This window comes from Prauserella salsuginis, from assembly GCF_024648885.1.
GTDB classification, from domain to species: domain Bacteria; phylum Actinomycetota; class Actinomycetes; order Mycobacteriales; family Pseudonocardiaceae; genus Prauserella; species Prauserella salsuginis.
Map to the genome: position 1 here is coordinate 61237 of NZ_JANBBF010000011.1, position 21868 is coordinate 83104.

The following is a 21868-nucleotide window of genomic DNA, read 5'->3' on the forward strand; positions in this document are numbered from 1 at the left end:
CCACTCGTCGTATGGAGTCAAGGAGGACCAGTGCTCATCGAGCGCGCGGATGTCATCGTCACCAGCCCTGGGCGCAACTTCGTCACGCTCAAGATCACCACGGATGACGGGGTGGTCGGCTACGGCGACGGCACGCTGAACGGCCGGGAACTGGCCGTGGCCGCCTATCTCACCGACCACGTCGTGCCGCTGCTGACCGGACGCGACGCGCACGCCATCGAGGACACCTGGCAGTACCTGTACCGGGGCGCGTACTGGCGGCGCGGCCCGGTGACGATGGCAGCCATCGCCGCCGTGGACACCGCACTGTGGGACATCAAGGCCAAGGTCGCCGGGCTGCCGCTGTACCAGCTGCTCGGCGGGGCCAGCCGGGAGCGGTGCCTGGTCTACGGGCACGCCAGCGGCAAGGACATCCCCGAGCTGTTCGACTCGATCCGCAAGCACCTCGACGAGGGATTCCGCGCGATCCGCATCCAGACCGGAGTGCCGGGCCTGGACTCGGTGTACGGCGTCGCCTCCAGTGCGGCCGCCTCGGTCGGCGGTGCCGGCAGCGACAGCCGGTACGACTACGAGCCGGCCCGCCGCTCGGCGCTGCCCACCGAGGAGACCTGGGACACCCGCGCCTATCTGCGGCACGTGCCGTCGGTGTTCGAGGCGGTCCGCGGCGAGTTCGGCGAGGACATCGCGCTGCTGCACGACGCGCACCATCGGCTGACCCCGATCCAGGCCGCCAAGCTCGGCAAGTCGCTGGAGCCCTACGACCTGTTCTGGCTCGAGGACGTCACACCCGCCGAGAATCAGGAGGCGCTGCGCTGGGTGCGCCACCACACCACGACGCCGCTGGCGATCGGCGAGGTGTTCAACTCCGTCTGGGACTACCAGCACCTGATCCGCGAGCAGCTCATCGACTACGTGCGCTCACCGGTCACGCACGCGGGCGGTATCACGAGCGTGCGCCGGATCATGGACTACGCGGCGATGTACCAGGTCAAGTCCGGTATGCACGGCCCGACGGATGTCTCGCCGGTCGGACTGGCCGCCGCGGTGCACCTCGGCCTGGCACTGCACAACTTCGGCATCCAGGAGTACATGGTCCACAGTGAACAGACCAGGGAGGTCTTCGGTCCGACGTACGAGTTCGCCGGCGGCGGTCTGCGGCCCGGTGAGGAGCCCGGCCTCGGTATCCACGTCGACGAGGAGCTGGCCGCGCAGTACCCGTACGAGCGGGCGTACCTGCCGGTGAACCGGCTCAGGGACGGAACCGTTCATGATTGGTGAGTCGCGCCCGCACCCCGTCGTTTCCGCGTCGGAACAGGTGCAGGCGTCGTCTCCCGGACAGTAAGCAATTCGTCGGATCGAGAGAAGTTCCCGTGCGTGTCACATCACGAGTCGAGCGAGTGCAGCGGGCCGATGACCAGGTCAGGATCCACACCGACGGTGTCGAGATCCGGCTCGTCATCGTGGCCGACGGCATTCTGCGTATTCGCGCCGGTTTCGACGGCGACTTCGCCGAGGAGTCGTACACGCTCACGACGACGGCGTGGCCGGACCGGCTCGACGAGTTCTTCGGTGCCGAGCGCACCCGGGTGAGTCCGTCGTCGTTCGAGCTCGACGACCTCGGCGACCTCGTCCGGATGACCGGCGGGAACCTGCGGGTGGACATCGAGAAGGAACCGTTCCGGATCCGCGTCCACGACCACGAGGGCACGTTGCTGCATTCCGATGTCGTCGGCCTGGGGTATCTGGCCGACGGGAACGGCCGCCGCAGCCACACGAGCGAGATCTCCGCGGGCGACGCGTTCTACGGTTTCGGTGAGACCACGGGCCCGTTGAACAAGGCGCAGAAGCTCATCACGATGAGCCCGAAGGACGCGCTCGGTTACGACCCGCGCGAAACCGACCCGCTGTACAAGCACATCCCGTTCTATCTCAAGCTGAACCGGGAGAACCGGAAAGCGGTCGGGTACTTCTACCACAACACCCACGACTGCGAGTTCGATCTCGGCAGGCAGCGGAGCAATTACTGGCCCCCGCACAGCCGTTACCGTGCCGACGGCGGCGACATCGACCTCTTCCTGATCGCCGGCCCCGGCATGCGGGACGTGGTGCGGCGCTACACGATGCTGACCGGCAGGCCGCCGTTGCTGCCCAAGTACGCGCTGGGCTACCTGGCCTCGTCGATGTACTACTCCGAAGTGGACTCCGACAGCGACACGGCGATCACCGATTTCATCGACGTCGCCAGGGAAGAGGGCATTCCCGTCGACGGCTTCCAGCTCTCGTCCGGCTACACCACCCAGGACACCGAGGCTGGGCCGAAGCGGTGTGTCTTCACGTGGAACGAGCGCCGGTTCCCCGACCCGGAGGGCTTCTTCGCCGCGATGGCCGAGCGCGGCATCACGGTGTCCCCGAACGTCAAGCCCGCTGTCCTCGACGTCCACCCCGACCTCGAGCAGTTCCGAGGCGAGGACGTCTTCGTCGCCCGCAGCGCCGATGCGGCCGCGGCCCACGGCGAGGGGCCGGCGGTCGGCGCCTGGTGGGGCGGGCCCGGTCGGTTCGTCGACTTCACCAAGCCCGCCGCACGGGAGGCGTGGCGGCGATGGCTCACCGAGGCGGTGCTCGCCAAGGGCACCACGTCGGTGTGGAACGACAACTGCGAGTACGACGGCATCGTCGACACCGATTCCCGGGTGGACTTCGAGGGCGCAGGCGCGACGATCGGCCGGCTGCGCAGCGTCATGTCGAACCTCATGTGCCACGTGACCCGCGACGCCGTGGCCGAGACGGCTCCGGACGCCCGCCCCTACATCGTGTGCCGTTCCGGTCACGCCGGCATCCAGCGCTACGCCCAGAGCTGGGCGGGCGACAACTCCACCTCGTGGGAGTCGTTGCGGCACAACGTCGCCACGATCCTCGGGATGGGCCTGTCCGGCTTCCCCCACCACGGCTGTGACATCGGCGGGTTCCACGGGCCCGCGCCGGACCCGGAGCTGTTGGTTCGCTGGGTGCAGCACGGCGCGTTCCAGCCGCGGTTCTCGATCCACTCGGTCAACTCCGACAACACGGTGACCGAGCCGTGGATGTACCCCGACCACACGCACTACGTCCGGGACGCCATCCGGCTGCGTTACCGGTTGCTGCCGTACCTGTACTCGCTCACGGCACGGGCGGCGGACACAGCTGAGCCGATCATGGAGCCACTGGTCAGCGCCTTTCAGCACGATCCGGACGTCGACGAGGTCTTCGAGGACTTCATGCTCGGCGACTCGCTGCTCGTCGCGAACGTGCTCGACCAAGGAGCCCGCACGCGCACCGTGCGCCTGCCCGCGGGAGAGACGTTCTACGACTTCTGGACCCGCGAGCGCCACGAGGGCGGCGGGGTCGTGGCGAAGCCGGTGGACCTCGGCTCGATCCCGTTGCTGCTGCGCGGCGGCGGTATCGTGCCGCTCGCGGAGAACCGGGTGGACAGTCTCACCCGCGACGAGGTGACGGACCTGCGGCTGATCTGCGTCCCTGACCGGGACGGCCGCTTCACGCTCTACGAGGACGACGGTCTCACCCGGGCTCACGAACACGGCGAGTTCCGCGAGACGCAGGTCCGCATGAGCGCAGGGGAGCGGGTGCAGCTTCAGCTGTCCCGGCGCGGCGAGTACCGCAGCTCCGTCCAGCGGCTGCTGTTCGACGTCGTTCGGCCCGGGCAGTGTCCGCACCGGGTCGACCTCGACGGCCAGCGCCTCCCGCAGTACCTGCATCGTGGCCGGTTCGATGCCGCCGACGCGGGCTGGCACTACGACATCGGACTCGGATCGGTGTTGATCAAGACCCCCGACCCCGGCGGTGATCTCACCGTCGACATCTCGTTCGAGCCCGTCGACATGATCGGCATGTGAGGAAGGCACGCATGAGGAACCGACTGATCAGCGGCATTGTCGCCCTGATCCTCGTCGCGGCCGTGGGCGCGTGCGCGCCCGCGTCGGGTGCGCGGACGAGTGCCGAGGCGACACCGGAGAACCCGCTGGTGCTGACCCTGGCTAACAACCTCGGCGACGACCACGTCACCTCCCAGGCGCTCGACTCGTTCGCGGAGGACGTCGAGCGGCGCAGTGGCGGCCGGATCGTGGTCAAGATCTACGGCAACGGCCAGCTGGGCGACGAACCGGACGTGCTCGGTCAGCTCCACGAGGGCATCGTCGACATGACGCGTGTCAGCGCGCCGGGGCTGGCGACCTACGACCCCGGATATCACACCTTCGGCCTGCCCTACATCTTCAACTCCGAGCGGGAGTTCTACGAGGTGATGGACTCCCCGGAGATGGCGGATCACTTCCGCTCGACCGCCGACAAGGGATTCCTCGGCCTCACGTACTACAGCTCGGGCGCGCGGTCCTTCTACACGCGGGGCACGCCGGTGCGGAAGCCGGAGGATCTGCGGGGGCTGAAGACCCGAGTGCAGGACATGCGGTCCCAGACAGACTTCGTCGGCGCGCTGGGAGCGGCACCGGTCGTGATGGCCTTCGGCGACACCTACACCTCGCTGCAGACCGGCCTGATCGACGGCGCCGAGAGCAACGAGACGGTGCTGACGGAGAGCGCGCACGGCGAGGTGTCCAAGGTCTTCTCGATGACCGAGCACACCTGGATCCCGGACATCCTCGTGATCGGCACGGAGACGTGGGACCGGCTCGACGCGGCCGACGAGAAACTGCTCACCGAGGCCGCCCGCGCCTCGACCGAGCGGCAGAAGGTCGCCTGGGCGGAGAGCATCGAGCAGTCGATCGTCGACGCGAAGGAGATGGGCGTCCGGTTCGTCGACGACGTCGACACCGAGGCCTTCCGCAAGGCCACCCGGCCGGTCGTCGGCCGGTACGCCGAGGAGTATCCCGAGGTCGCGCAGCTCCTCTCCGTCATCGAGTCGGGAAGGAACTGAGGTTCGGTATGACTACACGCGATCGCCTGAACCGAGTGCGGCGGGTGCTCGGCGGCGTTCTCGCCGCCTTCGCAGGCGCCCTGCTCGTCGTCATGACCCTGCTGGTGCTGTACCAGGTGTTCACCCGCTACGTGCTGGGAACGCCCGCGGCCTTCACCGAGGAGCTCGTGCGCTACGCGCTCATCTGGACCTCGCTGATCAGCGCCGCGTACGCCTTCCTGCATCGCAAGCACATGTCGCTGCTGTTCCTACGGGACAAGTTCACACCGTCGGTGCGGCGCGCGCTGATCATCGGCACGGACGTCCTCGTGTTGGTGTTCGCCGTCGTCGTGCTGGTGGTCGGCGGCACCATGCTGGCGCTGAGCGCGGCCACGAACTATTCGGCGCTGCTGGGGATCTCCCGCGGACTGGTCTACACGATCGGGCCCGTCGCCGGTGCCGCGATCGTGTTCGCGCAGGTGCTCAACATCTGGGAGGACCTCACCGGTGAGGTCTCGATCGAGACGGAGAGGACAGACTGATGGGCGCTCTGACCGCCGCCGCCATCCTGTTCGGCGCCTTCTTCATCCTGCTGTTCTCCGGCGTGCCGATCTCGATCTCGCTCGGCGTCGCCTCGTTCGTGACCGCACTGATGTTCCTGCCGTGGGACGACGCCACCTACATCGTCGGCCAGCAGATGAACGTTGGCATCGAGAGCTTCTCGTTGCTGGCCGTCCCGCTGTTCATCTTCGCGGGCAACATCATGAACACCGGCGGCATCGCCCGCAGGCTCGTCGACCTCGCACTCGTGGCGGTGGGCCGGGTGCCCGGTGCGCTCGCGCACACCAACGTGCTGGCCAACACGCTGTTCGGTTCGCTGTCCGGTTCGGCCGTCGCGTCGGCCGCCGCGGTGGGCAGCACGCTGCACGACCGGCAGAAGGAAGCGGGCTACGACCCGGCGTTCGGGGCCGCGGTGAACGTCGCATCGGCCCCGACCGGGCTGCTCATCCCGCCGACGACGGCCGCGATCGTCTACTCGACCGTCGCGGGCGGGGTGTCCGTGTCGGCGCTGTTCATGGCCGGGTACGTACCGGGCATCCTCATGGGTCTCGTGATCATGGCGATCGCGTACGTGTTCACGCGGCGGAAGGGATACCCGAAACTCGGCCGCGTCGGGATGGCGGAGGCCGCGCGGGTGCTGCTCCGGGCGGTGCCGGGACTACTGCTGATCGTGGTCGTGGTGGGCGGCATCGTGTTCGGTGTCTTCACCGCGACGGAGGGTGCGGGCATCGCGGTGCTGTACACCATGGTGCTGGCGCTGGCGTACCGCAGCATGTCGTGGCGGGACGTCAAGGACGTCGTGACGCGCACGGTCACCGCGACCGGCATCGTCATGTTCCTCATCGCCGCGTCCGCGGGCATGTCCTGGGTGATGGCCTACACCGGTATCCCGGGTGCGATCACGGACACGCTGCTGGCGGTCGCGGACTCGAAGACGGTCATCCTGCTGCTGATGCTCCTCGTGCTGCTGGTGGTTGGCACGTTCATGGACATCACGCCGGCGATCCTCATCTTCACGCCCATCCTGCTGCCGATCTCCGAGGAACTCGGCATGGACCCGGTCCACTTCGGCATGGTGCTCATCCTCGCGATGTGCATCGGCACCATGACGCCACCGGTGGGGTCGGTCCTGTTCGTCGGGACCGGCGTGAGCGGGGTGTCGATCGAGCAGGTCGTGCCGAAGCTGCTGCCGTACTTCGCCGGGCTCATCCTGGTGCTGTTGGCCGTCACGTTCGTTCCCGCGCTGTCGCTCGGGCTGCCGGGCGTGATGGGGCTGCTCGAGTGACGGCGCTGCTCCGGTGACGGCGCTGCTCCGGTGACGGCGCTGCTCCGGTGACGGCGCTGCTCCGGTGACGGCGCTGCTCCGGTGACGGCGCTGCTCGAGTGACGGCGCAGCCTCACGGGGTCCGAACGGCGAGCACGAAGCCTCCGGGGAGGTCGTCCACGACGTCGAACGCGTCGCCGCGGAAGGACGCGGGATCGAAGGTGATGCGGTTGTCGAAGTGCCAGCCGCCCTCGTCCTTCCGCAGCACGAACACGTCGATGCCGCCGAACCGGGTGTTCGCCGACGCGGCCGCGAACCGCTGCGGATCGTCGATGGCGGCGAGCTCGTCGAGTTCGGCGGACCGTTCGGTGTACCGCATGAGGCTGTTCGCCGAGTAGTGCCCGCGCTGCAGATAGCCCCACCAGAGCTCGTAGGCGTAGAGCCGCATGTCGGTCGACAGCGACATCGGCCTCGCGTCGGCACCCAGTCGCGCTTCGACCTCGGCGGCGATGCGGTCCGCGGGCAGCTGCGGTGCCACCAGGTCGGACGGGATGAAGTCGGAACGCCGGCCGTCGGGCCCCGGCTCCATGTGGGCGCGCAGCGCGGGGTTCGGCTCGACGTCGGAATGCGGCACGTACGGTTCGGCGTCGGCGAAGCCCTTGGGGGTGCCAGGGGTCCACTTGTCCCAAGCCAGAAGTCCAGACGACACCAGCAGCACCGCCAGCGCCGCGATGCCCACACTGCGCGGCGGGGTGAGCCGGAGCTTGGCTGCCACGGGTTTCGCGGCGCGCACGAGCGTGAGTACGCCCGCCGTCACCAGCACCATGGTCACCATGCGCGGTGTCTTCACGAGGAACCCGGTGTGTCCGTTGTTCACCAGCTGGGTCATGTACACGGCCCAGTACAGGTAGATGCCGCCGACCAGCAGCAGCATGGGTTGTGCCCACCATTCCCGGGTGAGGTACCAGCACACGCCGAACAGCCCCGCGAGGGCGAGCAGTCCGATCGGGGTGACCTCCAGGAACGGCAGGGGCACCGGGTCCTCGCCGATCACGGCGTTCGGGTAGGTGTCGGCGACGACGTTGCGTGTCCGGGTGAGGTACGCCCATGCCAGCGGGACGACGTACCAGGAGGAGACGACGACCGCGGTGACCAGCACACCGAGAAGGTGACGCAGGTACGGTCCCCGGTTCGGCCGCAGCAACCGCGCGGCGATGATCGCCAGCCCCCCGATCACCCCGAACATCAGATAGCCGGTGTAGGCGCAGACGAACAGCCCGCCGATGACGCCGGCGGGCAGCCAGTGCAGGCCGCCCCGGTTGCGCGGCAGGCCCGTGAAGGTGGCCAGCGCCCACGGCACGAACACGGCGAGGGTGAGGATCTCGTAGCTCTTGTGACCGTGCATGAACACGACCGGGGCGACCGCGGCCATGGCCAGGGCCGCGGGTGAGCTCGTGAGGCGGCGCCACAGCAGGAAGGCCACCAGCGCCGAGGCGGAGATGAACAGCACCTCCATGTCCCCGACCAGGGTCCAGGTGGGCCTGCCGAGCAGTTCGGAGGCCCGCGCGACCAGCCACGGGTACAGCACCGGGTATTCCGAGGGCAGCCCCGGCAGGAACGCGTCGGTGCTGCCCCACGTGGTGGTCAGCCGGTTCGCCAGCGCGGACATCCGGATGGTGTCCCAGTTGTGCAGCTCGTTGTGGCCGAACGGCGTCCCGTGCAGCGCGTTCATGAGCACCAGGCCGATCCAGCCCGCGTACAGTCCCGCGACCGCACCCGCGAGCCGGTCGGAGGCGAAGCGCGCTGCGAGGGCGATCGCGACGACGGCGATCACCGCTCCGACGGCGACCGGGGCGACCGCGCCGCGAAGGGTGAGCGGGTTGAGGTCGGCGAGGTCGATCAGCAGCCACGACAGCGCCATGGCGGCGACGTAGCACGTCACGGCGGTCGTGGCGGGGCCGATGCCGCGCGTCAGCCGCCGCAGCGGGCCGGCGCCGGTCGTCGTCTCCGCAGGGGCCTGCGCTTCGAGCTCGCTGTCGTCCACGTCCTCGTTCACGTCGGCTCCCGGCCCGGTGGTACTCACGCCGGGCACCCTATAGCCGCCCGGTGCCCGGCCGGGCGGGTGATGTGCGGCACGGGCCGTCGTCGTCCGTTGTGGACGCGGCCGGGGCGGTTCGCCCCGATTTCGCCGGCACCCGGAGGTCCGGTGGTGGACCTTCGGGTGCCGGTGGGTGCGATCAGGCGCCGATCGTGGCGGTGTCGATCACGAAGCGGTAGCGCACGTCGCTGGCCGCCACGCGTTCGTAGGCGGTGTTGACGTCCGCCGCCGAGATCGTCTCGATGTCGGAGCCGATGCCGTGCTCGGCGCAGAAGTTCAACATCTCCTGGGTTTCCGCGATGCCGCCGATCATCGAACCCGCCAGTGCCTTGTTGCCCGCGATCAGCGAGAACGCGTTGTAGGACAACGGCTCACCGGGCGCGCCGACGTTGACCATCGCGCCGCCGACCCGCAGCAGGCCGAGGTAGGCGTCGACGGGGATCTGCGCCGACACGGTGTTGAGGATCAGGTCGAACCGGCCGCGCAGGACGTCGAAGGTCGTCTCGTCGGCGGTGGCGTAGTACTCGGTCGCGCCGAGTCGCTTGCCGTCCTCCTGCTTCTTCAGGCTCTGGCTCAGCACCGTCACCTCGGCACCCATCGCGGCCGCCAGCTTCACGGCCATGTGGCCGAGGCCGCCGAGGCCCACGACCGCGACCTTCTTGCCGGGACCTGCGCCCCACTGACGCAGCGGCGAGTAGGTGGTGATGCCCGCGCAGAGCAGCGGAGCGGCGACATCGAGACCGATGCCGTCCGGGATGCCGCACACGAAGGCGTCCCTGACCACGACCTGCTTGCTGTAGCCGCCGTAGGTGTTCTCGCCGTCGAAGCCGACGCCGTTGTAGGTCTGGACGTTGCCCTTGACGCAGAACTGCTCGGTGTCGGCGCGGCAGTACTCGCACTCGCCGCACGAGTCCACCATGCAGCCGACGCCGACCCGGTCGCCGACCCGGTAGTCGGTCACGGCGGATCCCACCGCGGCGACCGTGCCCGCGATCTCGTGCCCCGGCACCATCGGGAAGATCGCTTCGCCCCATTCGCCACGTGCCTGGTGGATGTCGCTGTGGCAGATGCCTGCGTAGGCGATGTCGATCAGGACGTCGTCGGGGCGCAGGTCACGCCGCTGGATCGTCGTCTGCTCGAGCGGTGCGCCCGGGCCCGGTGCAGCGATGGCGTGCGTCGTTGTGCTCATCAGAACTCCTGCGATAATCGATCACGTGCCCTGTTGTAAGAGGCCTCTTACACAACGACGTGAGAGGGCTCTTACATATTCCGACCGAGAGATGTGATCCAGGCCATGGGCGACCGGTATCGCCGCGGCGAGCTGCGCGACGAACTCGTGCGGGTCGCGCTCGACCTGATCGCCGAGCAGGGGTTCGGCGGGTTCTCGGTGGCCGAGGTGGCTCGGCGGGCACAGGTCAGTCCCGGCGCCCCGTACCGGCACTTTCCCGAGCGGGAGAGTCTGCTCGCCGCCGTCGCCACGGCCGTCGCGAGCCAGCTCGCGGACCGGGTCGCCGCGGCCGCCGAGGGCGTGTCGGATCCGGCGGACGCGCTCTCCGCGGCGGCGGGCGCCTATACCGAGTACGTCATCGAACGACGTGCGGGGATGAACGTCATCTACGCCGATCGGCTGCAGGCTCGCGAATACCCGGAACTGAGTGACCAGACCCGGCGCCTGACGGACCAGTTCCTCATGCTGTGCCTGGCGGTGTCGGATCGGCCCGAGAGTGCGCTCGAGCTCATGGAGCAGCTGTTCACCCAGGCGCACGGCTACGGCATGTTCTGGCTCGACGGGGTGTTCTCGAAACACGGCTATGCACCCGAGCTGGTGGTGCGCAAATCCGTCGCCGCCGCCCGGCTCGCCATCGAGGGACACCGGCAGCAGTCCGGCGGTCACTGAGTCCCGGCGCCGGTTCGGTCTCGCCTCCTCGCAGTGGCCCGCCGGAGTCAGGGCAGGATGACTGCCGGCCGCATCCCGACCGACGAGGAGGAGGACCGCACGTGTCCGAACAGCCGCTCACGCAGACCGCACCCGCGCCGCCCGAAGGGTTGCGCGTCATCGGTGCCGGGGACGTGACCGCGACGATCGAGGGGAACCGTGAAGGCGCGCTTGAGGCCGTCCGCGACGCCTACCTGGCGCACGCCGACGGCGCGAGCGCCAATCCGCACTCCAGCTTCCTGCGGTTCCCCTACCGGCCGCGGGACCGGATCATCGCGCTGCCCGCGTTCCTCGACGCCGGCTCCGGCCGAGGCGACTCCGACGAGCCTGGCTCCAGCGGGGCCGACTCCGGAGGGCCTGACTCCTCCGGGCCTGACTCCTCCGGGCCTGACTCCGGCGGGTCTGACTCCGGCGGGTCTGCCTCCTCCGGCGGCGGGGCCGGCCCGCGATCCGGCATCAAGTGGATCGCCAGTTACCCGGGCAACGTCGCCCACGGCTTTCCCCGGGCGTCGGCGGTGATGGTGCTCAACGACTACGACACCGGCTACCCGTACGCCCTGCTGGAGGCGTCGCTCATCTCCGCGACGCGCACGGCGGCGTCCGCGGTGCTGGGTGCGCAGGAACTGCTCGGCCAGCGGCGGGTGGGCAGGGTCGGATTCGTCGGCACGGGGTTGATCAGCGACCACGTGCGGATGTTCCTGCGTGATCTGTCCTGGGACGTCGGCGAGTTCGCGCTGTACGACATCGACCGCCGCAACGCCGAGGCGTTCGCGGCGACACTGGCCGCCGACGGGCCGGCCGCACCGGTGACCGTCGTCGACGACGTCGCCGATGCGTTCGCCGGTGCGGACCTCGTCGTCGTCGCCACTGTGGCCGGGACGCCACACCTGGCCGATCCCGCACTGCTGGCCGACGCTCCGGTCGTGCTGCACCTCTCGCTGCGCGATTTCGCGCCCGAGCTCGTGCTCGCCGCCACGAACGTCACCGACGACGTCGACCACGCCGTGCGCGAACAGACGTCGCTGCACCTCGCCGAGCAGCAGGTCGGACACCGGGAGTTCGTCCACGGCACGATCGCCGACGTCGTGCGCGGCGGTCTGTCACGGGAGGCGGGGAAGGCGACGATCTTCTCGCCGTTCGGTCTGGGGGTGCTGGACGTCGCGGTCGGCGGCTGGGTTCACGACGAGGTCGCCGCTCGCGGCGGCGGACACGTGGTGGGGGACTTCTTCGCCCTGTGACCCCGGTGTTCCTGTGACCCCGGTGTTCGGGGGTGTTCCGGGTCAAGGCGCGGGCCGCGTTCCCAACCACCGCGGCCTGCGTCAACATCCTTTCTGAATGAAACAAAGGTTCGTATATGGCATTTGTGTCATATCGATAGTTTTTGCGCTTTCGTACCCCGTCGCGTCACTTTTCATTCAGTGGATCGAGGAAGTCGGCGTCTGGAGTGGGAGACGAACCCATTCCAGGCCGTGGCCGACCGATGCCACGACAGGCGCGAAGGACGAGACATATGACCAAGAAGGACGGACAGGGCGGCATGAGCCGGCGAACACTGCTGCAGGCGGCCGGTGGCGGGGGCGCCGCCGCGGCGGCGATCGTCGGTCTGGGTGCGCAGCCCGCCGCGGCGCAGCCCGCCGCTGTCCAGGCCGGCGCGGTCGCGAGTCGCACCCCGGTGGGCCCGCTGAAGGCCGCCGACCCACACGCGCTGACCCAGCGCACGCGCCCGCGCCGGAGGGGCAAGCCCGACACCGCCGAGATCACCGTCCTGCCGATCCACCGGGCCAAGTTCCTCGCGGGTGCCAAGTTCGACCTCCGGGTCGAGGCTGTGGGTGTCGACCCGGAGACGGCACGCATCGACATCCGCGTAAAGGGGCCGAACGGCCCGGCGGAGGTCCTCGTCGGTGAACCGGAGCGGACCAGTTCCGCCGACGACAGCCTCGAGATCACCTACCGTGGTCTGCACTATCCCGAACCCGGTGACTACACCGTCGAGGCGAAGGTGCGGTCGGGGAACCGGACGTCGAAGGACGAGGTCGGCCACGAGGTCGTCCTGGCCGAGGCTCCGGCCGCGAGGGCCAGAAACGTGATCTTCTTCCTCGGCGACGGTATGGGCCAGCCCGCGGTGACGGCGGCCCGGATCCTGTCGAAGGGCCTGACCGACGGCAAGTACCACGGTCTGCTCGAAATGGACCGTATGGATTACCGCGGTCTGGTGACGACGTCCGGAATGGACGCACTGGCGACCGACTCCGCGAACTCGATGTCGGCGTACATGTGCGGGCACAAGTCGTCGGTGAACGCGATGGGCGTCTACGAGAGCAGTGAGCCCGACCCCAACAAGCACCCGCGGGTCGAGACGATGGCGGAACTGCTGAAACGCGTCCGTGACATGAAGATCGGCGTCGTGACCACCGCGGAGATCCAGGACGCCACGCCCGCCGCGGTGTTCGCGCACACGCGCCGCCGGTCCGAGTACCAGGAGATCATGGACCAGTCGCTGCGCGAGGCGCAGCAGCCGACGGTGCTGCTGGGCGGCGGTCTGGCTTCCCTGCTGCCGCAGTCGCACGAGAACTCGGAACGCGACGACGACCGCGACCTCGTGAAGGAGTTCGCCGACCAGGGCTTCACGCACGTCAGCACGAGCGCCGAACTGACGCGCGCGGTCCGGGGCAAGGCGCCGGAGAAGCTGCTCGGCACGTTCCACCACGAGAACATGAACGTCTTCCTCGACCGCAAGCACGACAAGAAGCCCGAGGTGCTCGGCGAGTGGGACGACCAGCCCACACTGATGGAGATGACCGAGTCCGCGCTCGCGGTGCTCGAGGATTCCGAGGACGGTTTCTTCCTGATGGTGGAGGGCGCCTCGATCGACAAGATGGAGCACCCGCTCGACGGCCCGCGTGCCGTGTACGACGCGATCGAGCTCGATCAGGCCGTCGGAGTCGCCAAGAAGTGGGCCGAGGGGCGCGACGACACGCTCATCGTGGTGACCGCCGACCACAACCACTCGATGAGCATCGTCGGCACCCACGACCGCCGCGACGCGGAGGGCCGAGACGGGAACGGTGTCTACGGCGACGCCGACTACCCGACCTACTCGGACGAGGACGGCGACGGGTTCCCCGACGACCCGAATCCCGACGTGCAGCTGTTCTTCGGCTGGTCCAACCATCCCGACCACACCGACGACTTCCAGCACAATCACACTTTCGCCGAGCCGGCGCTGACCGACGAGGACAGCGGGAAGGCCGTCGACAACCCGGATCGTGACCCCGGCGGGGAGCTGCAGGTCGGCAACCTGCCGGGTGAGGAGACGAACTGCGTGCACACCGTCGAGGACGTCAGCGTGTGCGCCTCAGGCCCGGGAGCGGCCCGCTTCAACGGCGTGCTGGACAACACCGAGATCTTCTTCGCCGTGATCGACGCGCTCGGAGTCGACGCGCGCAGCTGAGGCTCCCTCGCTCGGGGCCGTGGCCGGGTGCGGCCACGGCCCCGACGGGCGGTTCCGCCGACCGGGCCGCCGGGAACCGCCGAGCGGTGACACCGCGCGCTGGCGAGGGGGTGATTCGACCCTGGAGTCGCAGGGTAGGCCACGGGTGACGCGACACGCATCGGCGAAGGGAATGGTGAGTCCATGCCACGCCAGACGCCTCGGCGGCAGCAACGGAATCCGCGAGAGCAGGAGTGGAGCGCGAAGGCCGAGCGCCAGTACGAACACATCGAAGCCTCCCAGGAGAGTCGCGGGGTCGGACGGGAACGTGCGGAGGAGATCGCGGCTCGCACGGTCAACAAGCAACGCGCGCGCAGCGGGGAGGCCGACGAGCGGAGCGCAACCTCGACCGAGGACATCTCCGCGCCGCGACGTGGTGGTCTGCGGTCCGGAAACCGCTCCGGACCTGGCGGCCGTACCAAGGCACAGTTGTACGCCGACGCCAAACGACACGGCATCCGTGGCCGCTCGAAGATGACCAAGGCACAGCTCGAACAGCGGCTCGCGCGGACACGCTGAGGAGTCGACGTGGCCACGTCGAGTTGCCCCGGAACGAGCACGAAACAGCAACGTGAGGCCATGGTCGCGCGGGTGCGGCGTTCCGGGATCACGGATTCGCGGGTGCTCGATGCCATGGCCGTGGTTCCCCGCGAGCGGTTCGTGCACCCGGACCACGCGGGCGAAGCCTACGACGAGCACCCGCTGCCGATCGGCGCGGGCCAGACGATCTCGGCGCCGCACATGGTGGCCCGGATGGCGGCAGCGCTGGACCTCGATCCCGACGACCAGGTGCTGGAAGTGGGCGCGGGAACGGGATACGCCGCGGCCGTGTTGTCGCTGTGTGCCGGGCGGGTCGTGGCCATCGAGCGGGAATCGACGCTGGCCGCTCGCGCGCGCGAGCTGCTCGCCGAACTCGGGCGCGAAAACGTCGAGGTCCGCAACGCCGACGGCACTCGCGGTGCCCCTGACCGGGCCCCGTTCGATGCCGTCTCCGTGGCGGCCATGGCAGCCGACATCCCTCGTGCGTTGCTCGACCAGCTCGCCCCCGGTGGCAGGCTGGTCTGCCCGGTGGGAACCGGGGGCGCCGGGCAGCTCGTCCGGGTGCGCGACGGGCGGCGGGAGCGCCTCATGCCCGTCGCATTCGTGCCGCTGACCAGCGACCAGTGATCAGCGACCAGTGACGCACCCGGCGTGCCCCGACGGCCGAGGCCTGCGCCCCGACGGCCGAGAGGCGTAGTCCTGCGCGAACTTGCCCGGCCGCCGGCTCCTCGGATCCCGCGTGCCGGACACGATCACGTCGCGCGCACGCTGCGAGCCTCGTCCTCCAGCCGGGTGGCCTTCCGGTGCAGTCCGCGTGCCCGTTCGACGAGGGGATCGAGATCGTCGGCGCCCGCTGCCGCGACCTCGCGGGTGAGCGCGACGTACTCGTCGATCAGGCGGCGATAGCGGGTGACGAAGTTCCGCTGCGGCGTCGCCGATCCACGGGCCGCACGTGCGTAGGCCTTGTCCAGGTCGATGATCGTCCGGGAAACGGCCCCGGTCTCGGCGTTGAGCACGCTGCGGGCGTCGTCGCCGGATTCGGCCTCGATCCGGCGGCCCGCCGCCCGCTTGCCGATCGCGCGCGCTACCGCGTAAGCCACCGCCGAGCCCACCGCGACGGCAGCAAGCAACGCGCCGGCCAGCAGGTAGCGAGGCAGGGGCGGATCGATCGTCCGTGGGCCGTCGGGCACGTTCCCGGCTCGGACGAGCTGGTCGAAGTTGACGACCATGACCTTCAACGTCTCGACGGGCCGGTCGACGAACATGCCGGTGCCGCGGGTGATGACCGTCTCGGCGACCATGGCCTGGCCGATGTCGTCGGTGTCGTGGTGGCTGCACCCGTAGGTCGACCAATCGCCGCCGTCCCTGGTCATGGCGACGAACAGGGTGCCGTCGGCGGCGCCGGCCACGTCGTCGCACACCTCGCTCGCGTCGTCGCCGGGGGAGAGGAACCCGACGGTGAGCTTGCGGTTGCCGATCACCTGCGCCGCCGCGTCCCGGTCGAAGTCGTAGTCCTCCGCGGCGTAGACCGACGAGCCGCGGAGTTTGCTCGCGACGGGGCCGTCGAAGAGCCCGCCGGTGATCGCCGCCCAGGCCGCGAACGCGACGGCGACGAGCACGGCCAGTGCGAACGGCTTCTTGAACACGGTCATCGCCGATCACACTCCCCAGCCTGCGGTGTAGTGCCGCGGCTCGTAGTCACTGCGCCCGATCAGCTGCGCCGTCTCGGCCAGCTCGTGCTCGGCCTTGTCGAGGAGCTCGTGGGCGGCCCGCCTGCCCGCGGCGGATCCTTCCTGTTCCCTCGCCGCGTCGAGATGGGAGATCGCGCGAGTCAGCGACGGATTGCTCGCCTCGGTGGTCAGGCCGGACACCTCGACCGACAACGCCGACAGTGCGGCCAACCGCACCGTCGGCGGCCTGCCGTGCGACGGCCGGCGGCGCAGCGCGGTCACCGACAGGATGATGACACCGAGTACGCACCCGGCGAACACGAACGGCAGCGCGGGCAGCGTGACCTTCAGCGGGTCGAACGGCTGGTACGGCAACGGGCGGTCGAACAGACCCGCGTACCGGATGTCGGTCACCTTGTTCAACCACGCGTACAGGACGTTGTCCTGCGGATAGTCGAAGCGGCTGAGCCGGGCGCCCAGCATGCCGTAGACGCCGGCGGTGGCCACCTCGTAGAACTGGTCGCGGTGGGCGCCGGCGTAGTCGACATAGTTTCCGTACAGCACCACGACCGGGGTGTCGGGGAACCGTTCGGCCAGGGCGGGCGCGTAGTCGGGGATGGGCCGGTCCCGGGCCTGCTGCGGTAGCGCGACGATCATCGGCTCGGTGTCGGGGAAGGCGTTTCCCACGTTGTCGGGCACCCTCGACAGGGTCGCCCCGTCAGCCACGTGCAGCCGGTAGCGTTCGAGGTCGGCCGTCACGGCGTCGAGCTCGGCCGGGCTCGGCTCGCGCCAGGTCGGGCCCGGGGGTGATGGAGGATCGTCGCCGTCCCGCATACCGGTGATTACTGCGGCGAGCAGCCCGGTGACGTCGTTGGCGGCGAACTGCCGTTGGAAACCGTCGAGGTCGTCGGGCTCAGCCGTGTAAGGCCCACCTCTGACGTTCGTGCCGACGGCCGTGACCAGCTCGAACGGGGCGTCGGCCATGGCGGGGTCCTCGGCGACCGCGCTGACCCGCTCACGTTCCTGCTTGTCCAGACCGGGAGGGGCAAGCAGCAGCCGGACGCCCGTGGTGCCGACGTGCTCGCGCAGCCACTGCCGGTCCCACGTCGCGGTCGCTCCCGGCAGGCGCACCACCGGCTCGGCCTGCACCTGCCGAGCCATCTCCTCGGTGGTGGGCACGGTGTGGTCGCTCAGTTCGCCGGCGTCGCCCTCCTTGTAGTCCACCGACGGCGACCCGCCGTAGCTGACGTCGATGTCGCCCTGCCGCTGCTGGAAGAGGAAGACGACCGCGACCAGGATCGCGACGCCCGCGAGTGCCCAGCGGGCGATGCCGAGGATGCGGTCAGCCATCGCGCGCCTCCCGCCACAGCGTGTCGGCGCGTTCGGCCAGTTCGGTCGCGGTCCGTGCGGCGTCCGGTCCACCGCCGAGCGCCTCGGCCTCGGCCAGCAGCCGCCGCGCCTCGGGAACGTCGGTGGCGCAGGCGTCGCGGCTCACCGTGGCGGTGGCGATCGCCGCCTTCGCCGTCGCCCAGGCCGCGCGTTTCCGTTCCGCGTGTGCGCGCAGCCGCGGCAGGTAGGCGCTCACCACGCCGGCGCCGATCAGCACGATGCCGCCGACGAGCCAGATCATCCAGGTCACCGCAGGAGTATTGCGGATACGCCTCGGCTGCCGGGCCGATAGCTGACATCTCGGGCGCAGGTCACACCCCGCGCCTGGTCACGGGGTCCCGTCGGTTGCACCGCGATGGGCTCGACGAGGGAAGCGAGGCCGGTGAAGTCGGCCGGGTTGCGCGTCACGAGTGGCCGGCCGTGTGCACCGGCGATGGACGCGATCTGCAGGTCGGCGAGCCGCCTGCGGGGCCTGCGCCCCTCGGCGCGGACACGGGCGTAGAGCTGGGCGTAGAAGCGCGCGGGCTCGGCCTCGGCGTCGAACGGCACCGGCGCGAAGCTGCTGCCAGGCACGCTCGCCGGGCACCGCCTGCTGCATCCGAGGCCCCTCCCGGATCGCCGGCCGGGAGGGGCCTCGGATGCGGGCCGTGCCCGCGTCGCGCTCGGGGTTCGCGACGCGGGCAGGCTCGGCCGCGGCCGGGTACCGGGGGAACGCACCCGGACGCGGCGAGACGGTGCCGACGATGCCCGTGGTCAGGCGTTGTCGGCCTTGAGCATGTCGGAGCACTTCTCGCCGATGGCCATCGTGGTGATGTTCGGGTTCACCGCCACGAGGAACGGCATGGCCGAGGCGTCCGCCACGCGCAGCCCGTGCACGCCCTTCACCCGCAGCCGCTCGTCCAGCGGCTTGTCGGCCTCGGCGCCCATCGGGACGGACGCCGCGGGGTGGTAGACCGTGTTGTGGGTGCGCTGGATGTAGTCGGCGATCTCGTCGTCGGTCCGCACGTCCGGCCCCGGGAAGAGCTCGGTGCCCGCCCAGTCGCGCATCGCCGGCTGCTCGGCGATCCGGCGCGCCAGCTTGATGCCCTCGGTCATCACGCGCATGTCGTGCGGATGCGTGAAGTACTTCGGGTCGACGGCCGGCTTGTCGCGGAAGTCGCGGCTGCGCAGCCGCACCGTGCCGCTCGACCGTGCCCGCGTGACGTTCGGCGTCAGGCAGAACGCGTTCTCCGACGTCGGGTAGCCCTGCCGCACGGTGTGCATGTCGAACGGCACCGAGCCGTAGTGGAACATCAGATCCGGCCGGTCGAGGCCATCCTCGGTCCGGGTGAAGATGCCGATCTCCCACCACTGCGTCGAGTCCGAGACCATCGGCTGCTTGGCGTCCCAGCTGATGACGCCCTCGGGGTGGTCCTGCAGCGTGGAGCCGACGCCGGGGGAGTCCACGAGCACGTCGACGCCGAACTCCCGCAGGTGCTCCGCCGGTCCGATGCCCGAGAGCATGAGCAGCTTCGGGGTGTCGATCGCACCCGTCGAGAGCACGACCTCGCGACGGGCGGTGACGGTGCGCGTGTGGATCTGGTCCTCGTCGAGGTACTGCACGCCCGTGGCGCGGGTGCCGTCGAAGGTGACCTTCTTGGCCCACGCACCGGTGCGGATCTGCAGGTTCGGCCGGTCCATGACCGGGTGCAGGTACGACACCGACGACGAGGAACGCGTCCCGTCCTCGCGGGCGTTGATCTGGAACCAGTTCGCGCCGTGGGTCACCGTCGTGCCGGAGTTGAACTCCGTCGTGGGGATGCCCTGCTGCTCGCACGCTTCCAGCAGTGCCACGCCGCACGGGTCGTTCGGCGGGACGCTGCGGATGGTCACCGGACCGCTGCGGCCGTGGTGCTCACCGGGTCCGTCGTTGGTCTCCAGCCGCCGGTACAGCGGGAAGACGTTTTTCGCGCCCCAGCCGGGAAGGCCCATCGACTCCCACTCGTCGAGGTCCTCGGCGGGCGCCCAGAACGCGATGCACGAGTTGTGCGACGAGCAGCCGCCCAGTACGCGGGCGCGGGCGTGCCGCATGAACGAGTTACCCGATTCCTGTGGCTCGATGAGGTAGTCCCAGTCGTAGCCGGATTCGAGCAGCGCCATCCAGCGCTTGAGTTCGAGGATGTTGCGGTCATCCACATCGGACGGACCGGCTTCGAGCAGGCACACCGTGACGTCGGGGTCCTCGGACAGCCGGGACGCGACCGCCGCGCCTGCGCTGCCGCCGCCCACCACGACGTAGTCGAACTGATCTGCCATGGGAATTCCCTCCTGGTTCAGGCGAGGCTCGAGGCTTCGCGGTCGGCCGTCGTGGCGGTCGTGTCGTCGTCGGATCCCGGCGCCGCGGAGTCCGATTCGGACTCCGCGGGAGCGGCGTGGTCGGCCAGTACACCGACCTTGTGCCGCTGGACGAACCAGTAGTACGCGAATCCGCCCACGGCCGCGATTCCGACGAACAACACGGCGCTGTACTGCAGGTACCAGTGGTACGGCGGTTCGGCGTTGTACACCTCGGCGCGCGGCCACGCGAGGTTCACCGTCATGCCCAGGCCCCAGACGACGGCCAGGACGTTGATCGGAAGGCCGAGCTTGCCGAGGCTGAACCGGCCCTCCTCCTTCGTCGGCTTCCACTTCCCGCGCAGCCGCGCGACCAGCATCGGGATCGTGACCAGCAGGTACGAGATGTAGATGAGGATGATCGCCAGCGACGTCACCGCGGTGAAGATCTGCGGCTGGCCGATGTTCACCAGCAGCAGCACCACGGCGAGCACGCCGATGAACACGGCGGGCAGCACCGGCGTCTGGAACCGCGGGCTGACGCGGGCGAGCCGCTTGCCGCCGGGCAGCGCGTTGTCGCGCGCCATCGCGAACATGATGCGGATCGCGGCGGTGTGCACCGCCAGCACGCACACGGTGATCGCGACGAAGATGCCCAGCAGGAACAGCCTGCCGACCAACGGGCCGAGCGCGTCACTGAGCACGAACTGCAGTCCGGAGACACCCAGCTCGGGAGCGTTGACGTCGCGGATCGCCATCATGCCGAACAGCAGGATCAGACCGCCGAGCAGGAACGAGGCGACCAGTGCTCGCAGGATCGCCTTCGGCGCATTGCGGTGCGGGTCGATCGACTCCTCGCCGAGCGAGGCCGCGGTGTCGAAGCCGTACATGACGTACGACGAGGCGATACCGGCGACGAGGAACGCCGTCAGGTAGCTGCCACCGTGTGCGGCCTCGGTGCCGGCCGTCTCGAACACGACGGTCGGCGGATTCACCACGACCAGCGCCAGCGCGACGATCAGGGCGACCGCGGCGACCAGTTCGATGAACACGCCCGTGCTGTTGATCCGAGCCATGAGCCGCACGCCGTAGGCGTTGACGAGCGTGGTGAACAGGATCAGCAGCATGGCCAGCACGATGCCGTTGACGGCCGCGTCCGTGGCGTTGCTGCCGTCGCCGATGAATTGGAAGCCCTTCCAGATCTGCGGGAGCGTGTTCTGGTAGGCCAGCGCGGTGGCCGAGATCGACACGATCGACGCCAGCAGCATCATCCAGCCTGCGAGCCAGCCGACGTGGCGCCCGCCGAGCTTTTTCGCCCAGTTGTAGACCGAACCTGCGATGGGATAGCGCGAGGCCAGCTCGGCGAAACTCAACGCCACCAGCAACTGTCCGACGAACACGATCGGCCAGGACCACCAGTAGGCGGGACCGCCGAGGCCGAGTCCGAAATAGGACAGTTGGAAGGTGCCGGTGAGCACCGAGATGTAGCTGATCCCGGCGGCGAACGTATGGAATCCGCCGAGGCTGCGTTTCAGTTTGTTGGTGTAGCCGAACTCGCCGAGTCCGGCGTCGTGGTTGGGCGCACTCATGCCCCGAACTCCTTTCCCGGATTCTGTGCCCGCCGGTGTGCGGGCACAGCTGTCCCGGGTGGTTGTTTCCTGCGTAGTGCGAAATGCGCGGAGATCGTTCCGCGCCGTGATG

The 21868-nt window shown here is 69.4% G+C and carries 18 protein-coding genes; 10 read left to right on the forward strand and 8 right to left on the reverse strand.

The genetic code is table 11. The features are described from left to right. Window positions 1-30: 30 nt before the first annotated feature. The 5 genes from manD to LY40_RS15300 all read left to right on the forward strand — a co-directional run bounded on the left by manD (window position 31) and on the right by LY40_RS15300 (window position 6752). A complete protein-coding gene (gene manD, locus LY40_RS15280; protein ID WP_258937251.1) occupies window positions 31-1278 on the forward strand; it encodes a D-mannonate dehydratase ManD in 1248 nt (415 codons plus the stop codon). A 92-nt stretch (window positions 1279-1370) separates the two neighbouring features. Next, complete coding sequence (locus LY40_RS15285; protein WP_258937252.1) at window positions 1371-3890, forward strand: glycoside hydrolase family 31 protein; 2520 nt, start codon at window positions 1371-1373, stop codon at window positions 3888-3890. An 11-nt stretch (window positions 3891-3901) separates the two neighbouring features. Further along, window positions 3902-4927, forward strand: a complete 1026-nt coding sequence (locus LY40_RS15290; RefSeq protein ID WP_183778968.1) for a TRAP transporter substrate-binding protein — start codon at window positions 3902-3904, stop codon at window positions 4925-4927. A gap of 8 nt (window positions 4928-4935) precedes the next feature. Then, window positions 4936-5448, forward strand: a complete 513-nt coding sequence (locus LY40_RS15295) for a TRAP transporter small permease (RefSeq protein WP_258937253.1) — start codon at window positions 4936-4938, stop codon at window positions 5446-5448. Then, entirely contained in the window at window positions 5448-6752 is a 1305-nt protein-coding gene (locus LY40_RS15300; protein ID WP_258937254.1) for a TRAP transporter large permease, read from the forward strand. Before LY40_RS15295 ends, LY40_RS15300 begins: the two co-directional genes overlap by 1 nt. Before the next feature lie 112 nt (window positions 6753-6864). On the opposite strand, the gene LY40_RS15305 is transcribed toward LY40_RS15300, so the two are convergent. After that, window positions 6865-8814: an arabinofuranosyltransferase gene (locus tag LY40_RS15305; protein ID WP_258937255.1), complete on the reverse strand. Its 1950-nt coding sequence runs from the start codon at window positions 8812-8814 to the stop codon at window positions 6865-6867. A 154-nt stretch (window positions 8815-8968) separates the two neighbouring features. After that, window positions 8969-10018 carry an NAD(P)-dependent alcohol dehydrogenase gene (locus tag LY40_RS15310; RefSeq protein ID WP_258937256.1) on the reverse strand — a complete coding sequence of 350 codons (1050 nt, stop codon included), beginning with the start codon at window positions 10016-10018 and terminating at the stop codon, window positions 8969-8971. A gap of 105 nt (window positions 10019-10123) precedes the next feature. Between LY40_RS15310 and LY40_RS15315 the strand changes: the two genes are divergently transcribed. From LY40_RS15315 to LY40_RS15335, 5 genes are all read left to right on the forward strand, one after another. Continuing rightward, a complete protein-coding gene (locus LY40_RS15315) occupies window positions 10124-10726 on the forward strand; it encodes a TetR/AcrR family transcriptional regulator (RefSeq protein WP_221212629.1) in 603 nt (200 codons plus the stop codon). Between the two features lie 101 nt (window positions 10727-10827). Continuing rightward, window positions 10828-12003 (forward strand): 2,3-diaminopropionate biosynthesis protein SbnB, encoded by a 1176-nt coding sequence (locus tag LY40_RS15320; protein ID WP_258937257.1) that lies wholly within the window; start codon window positions 10828-10830, stop codon window positions 12001-12003. Between the two features lie 272 nt (window positions 12004-12275). After that, complete coding sequence (locus LY40_RS15325) at window positions 12276-14216, forward strand: alkaline phosphatase (RefSeq protein ID WP_258937258.1); 1941 nt, start codon at window positions 12276-12278, stop codon at window positions 14214-14216. 183 nt (window positions 14217-14399) lie between these two features. After that, window positions 14400-14774 carry a plasmid stabilization protein gene (locus LY40_RS15330; protein WP_183778955.1) on the forward strand — a complete coding sequence of 125 codons (375 nt, stop codon included), beginning with the start codon at window positions 14400-14402 and terminating at the stop codon, window positions 14772-14774. A 9-nt stretch (window positions 14775-14783) separates the two neighbouring features. After that, complete coding sequence (locus tag LY40_RS15335) at window positions 14784-15422, forward strand: protein-L-isoaspartate(D-aspartate) O-methyltransferase (protein ID WP_258937259.1); 639 nt, start codon at window positions 14784-14786, stop codon at window positions 15420-15422. Between the two features lie 125 nt (window positions 15423-15547). Here the strand turns inward: LY40_RS15335 and LY40_RS15340 are convergent, their stop codons facing one another. The 6 genes from LY40_RS15340 to LY40_RS15365 form a co-directional block, all read right to left on the reverse strand. Next, window positions 15548-16447, reverse strand: a complete 900-nt coding sequence (locus LY40_RS15340) for a hypothetical protein (protein WP_183778953.1) — start codon at window positions 16445-16447, stop codon at window positions 15548-15550. Between the two features lie 6 nt (window positions 16448-16453). Continuing rightward, window positions 16454-17815, reverse strand: coding sequence for a hypothetical protein (locus tag LY40_RS15345; protein WP_258937260.1), 1362 nt, complete (start codon window positions 17813-17815; stop codon window positions 16454-16456). After that, window positions 17808-18095 carry a DUF6403 family protein gene (locus LY40_RS15350; protein ID WP_183784864.1) on the reverse strand — a complete coding sequence of 96 codons (288 nt, stop codon included), beginning with the start codon at window positions 18093-18095 and terminating at the stop codon, window positions 17808-17810. The genes LY40_RS15345 and LY40_RS15350 overlap by 8 nt, the downstream gene beginning before the upstream one ends. A gap of 5 nt (window positions 18096-18100) precedes the next feature. After that, a complete protein-coding gene (locus LY40_RS15355) occupies window positions 18101-18427 on the reverse strand; it encodes a PIN domain-containing protein (RefSeq protein WP_228725948.1) in 327 nt (108 codons plus the stop codon). A gap of 180 nt (window positions 18428-18607) precedes the next feature. Next, window positions 18608-20149, reverse strand: coding sequence for a GMC family oxidoreductase (locus LY40_RS15360; protein WP_258937261.1), 1542 nt, complete (start codon window positions 20147-20149; stop codon window positions 18608-18610). 17 nt (window positions 20150-20166) lie between these two features. After that, complete coding sequence (locus LY40_RS15365) at window positions 20167-21756, reverse strand: APC family permease (RefSeq protein ID WP_183778947.1); 1590 nt, start codon at window positions 21754-21756, stop codon at window positions 20167-20169. Window positions 21757-21868: the final 112 nt, after the last annotated feature.

Bases quoted from the DNA above. Each gene is read 5' to 3' on its own strand.
- LY40_RS15350 (WP_183784864.1), bottom strand. From the start codon at position 18,095: ATGATCTGGCTCGTCGGCGGCATCGTGCTGATCGGCGCCGGCGTGGTG.
- LY40_RS15315 (WP_221212629.1), top strand. From the start codon at position 10,124: ATGGGCGACCGGTATCGCCGCGGCGAGCTGCGCGACGAACTCGTGCGG.
- LY40_RS15300 (WP_258937254.1), top strand. From the start codon at position 5,448: ATGGGCGCTCTGACCGCCGCCGCCATCCTGTTCGGCGCCTTCTTCATC.
- LY40_RS15330 (WP_183778955.1), top strand. From the start codon at position 14,400: ATGCCACGCCAGACGCCTCGGCGGCAGCAACGGAATCCGCGAGAGCAG.
- LY40_RS15295 (WP_258937253.1), top strand. From the start codon at position 4,936: ATGACTACACGCGATCGCCTGAACCGAGTGCGGCGGGTGCTCGGCGGC.
- LY40_RS15360 (WP_258937261.1), bottom strand. From the start codon at position 20,149: ATGGCAGATCAGTTCGACTACGTCGTGGTGGGCGGCGGCAGCGCAGGC.
- LY40_RS15325 (WP_258937258.1), top strand. From the start codon at position 12,276: ATGACCAAGAAGGACGGACAGGGCGGCATGAGCCGGCGAACACTGCTG.
- LY40_RS15340 (WP_183778953.1), bottom strand. From the start codon at position 16,447: ATGACCGTGTTCAAGAAGCCGTTCGCACTGGCCGTGCTCGTCGCCGTC.
- LY40_RS15290 (WP_183778968.1), top strand. From the start codon at position 3,902: ATGAGGAACCGACTGATCAGCGGCATTGTCGCCCTGATCCTCGTCGCG.
- LY40_RS15365 (WP_183778947.1), bottom strand. From the start codon at position 21,756: ATGAGTGCGCCCAACCACGACGCCGGACTCGGCGAGTTCGGCTACACC.
- LY40_RS15345 (WP_258937260.1), bottom strand. From the start codon at position 17,815: ATGGCTGACCGCATCCTCGGCATCGCCCGCTGGGCACTCGCGGGCGTC.
- LY40_RS15310 (WP_258937256.1), bottom strand. From the start codon at position 10,018: ATGAGCACAACGACGCACGCCATCGCTGCACCGGGCCCGGGCGCACCG.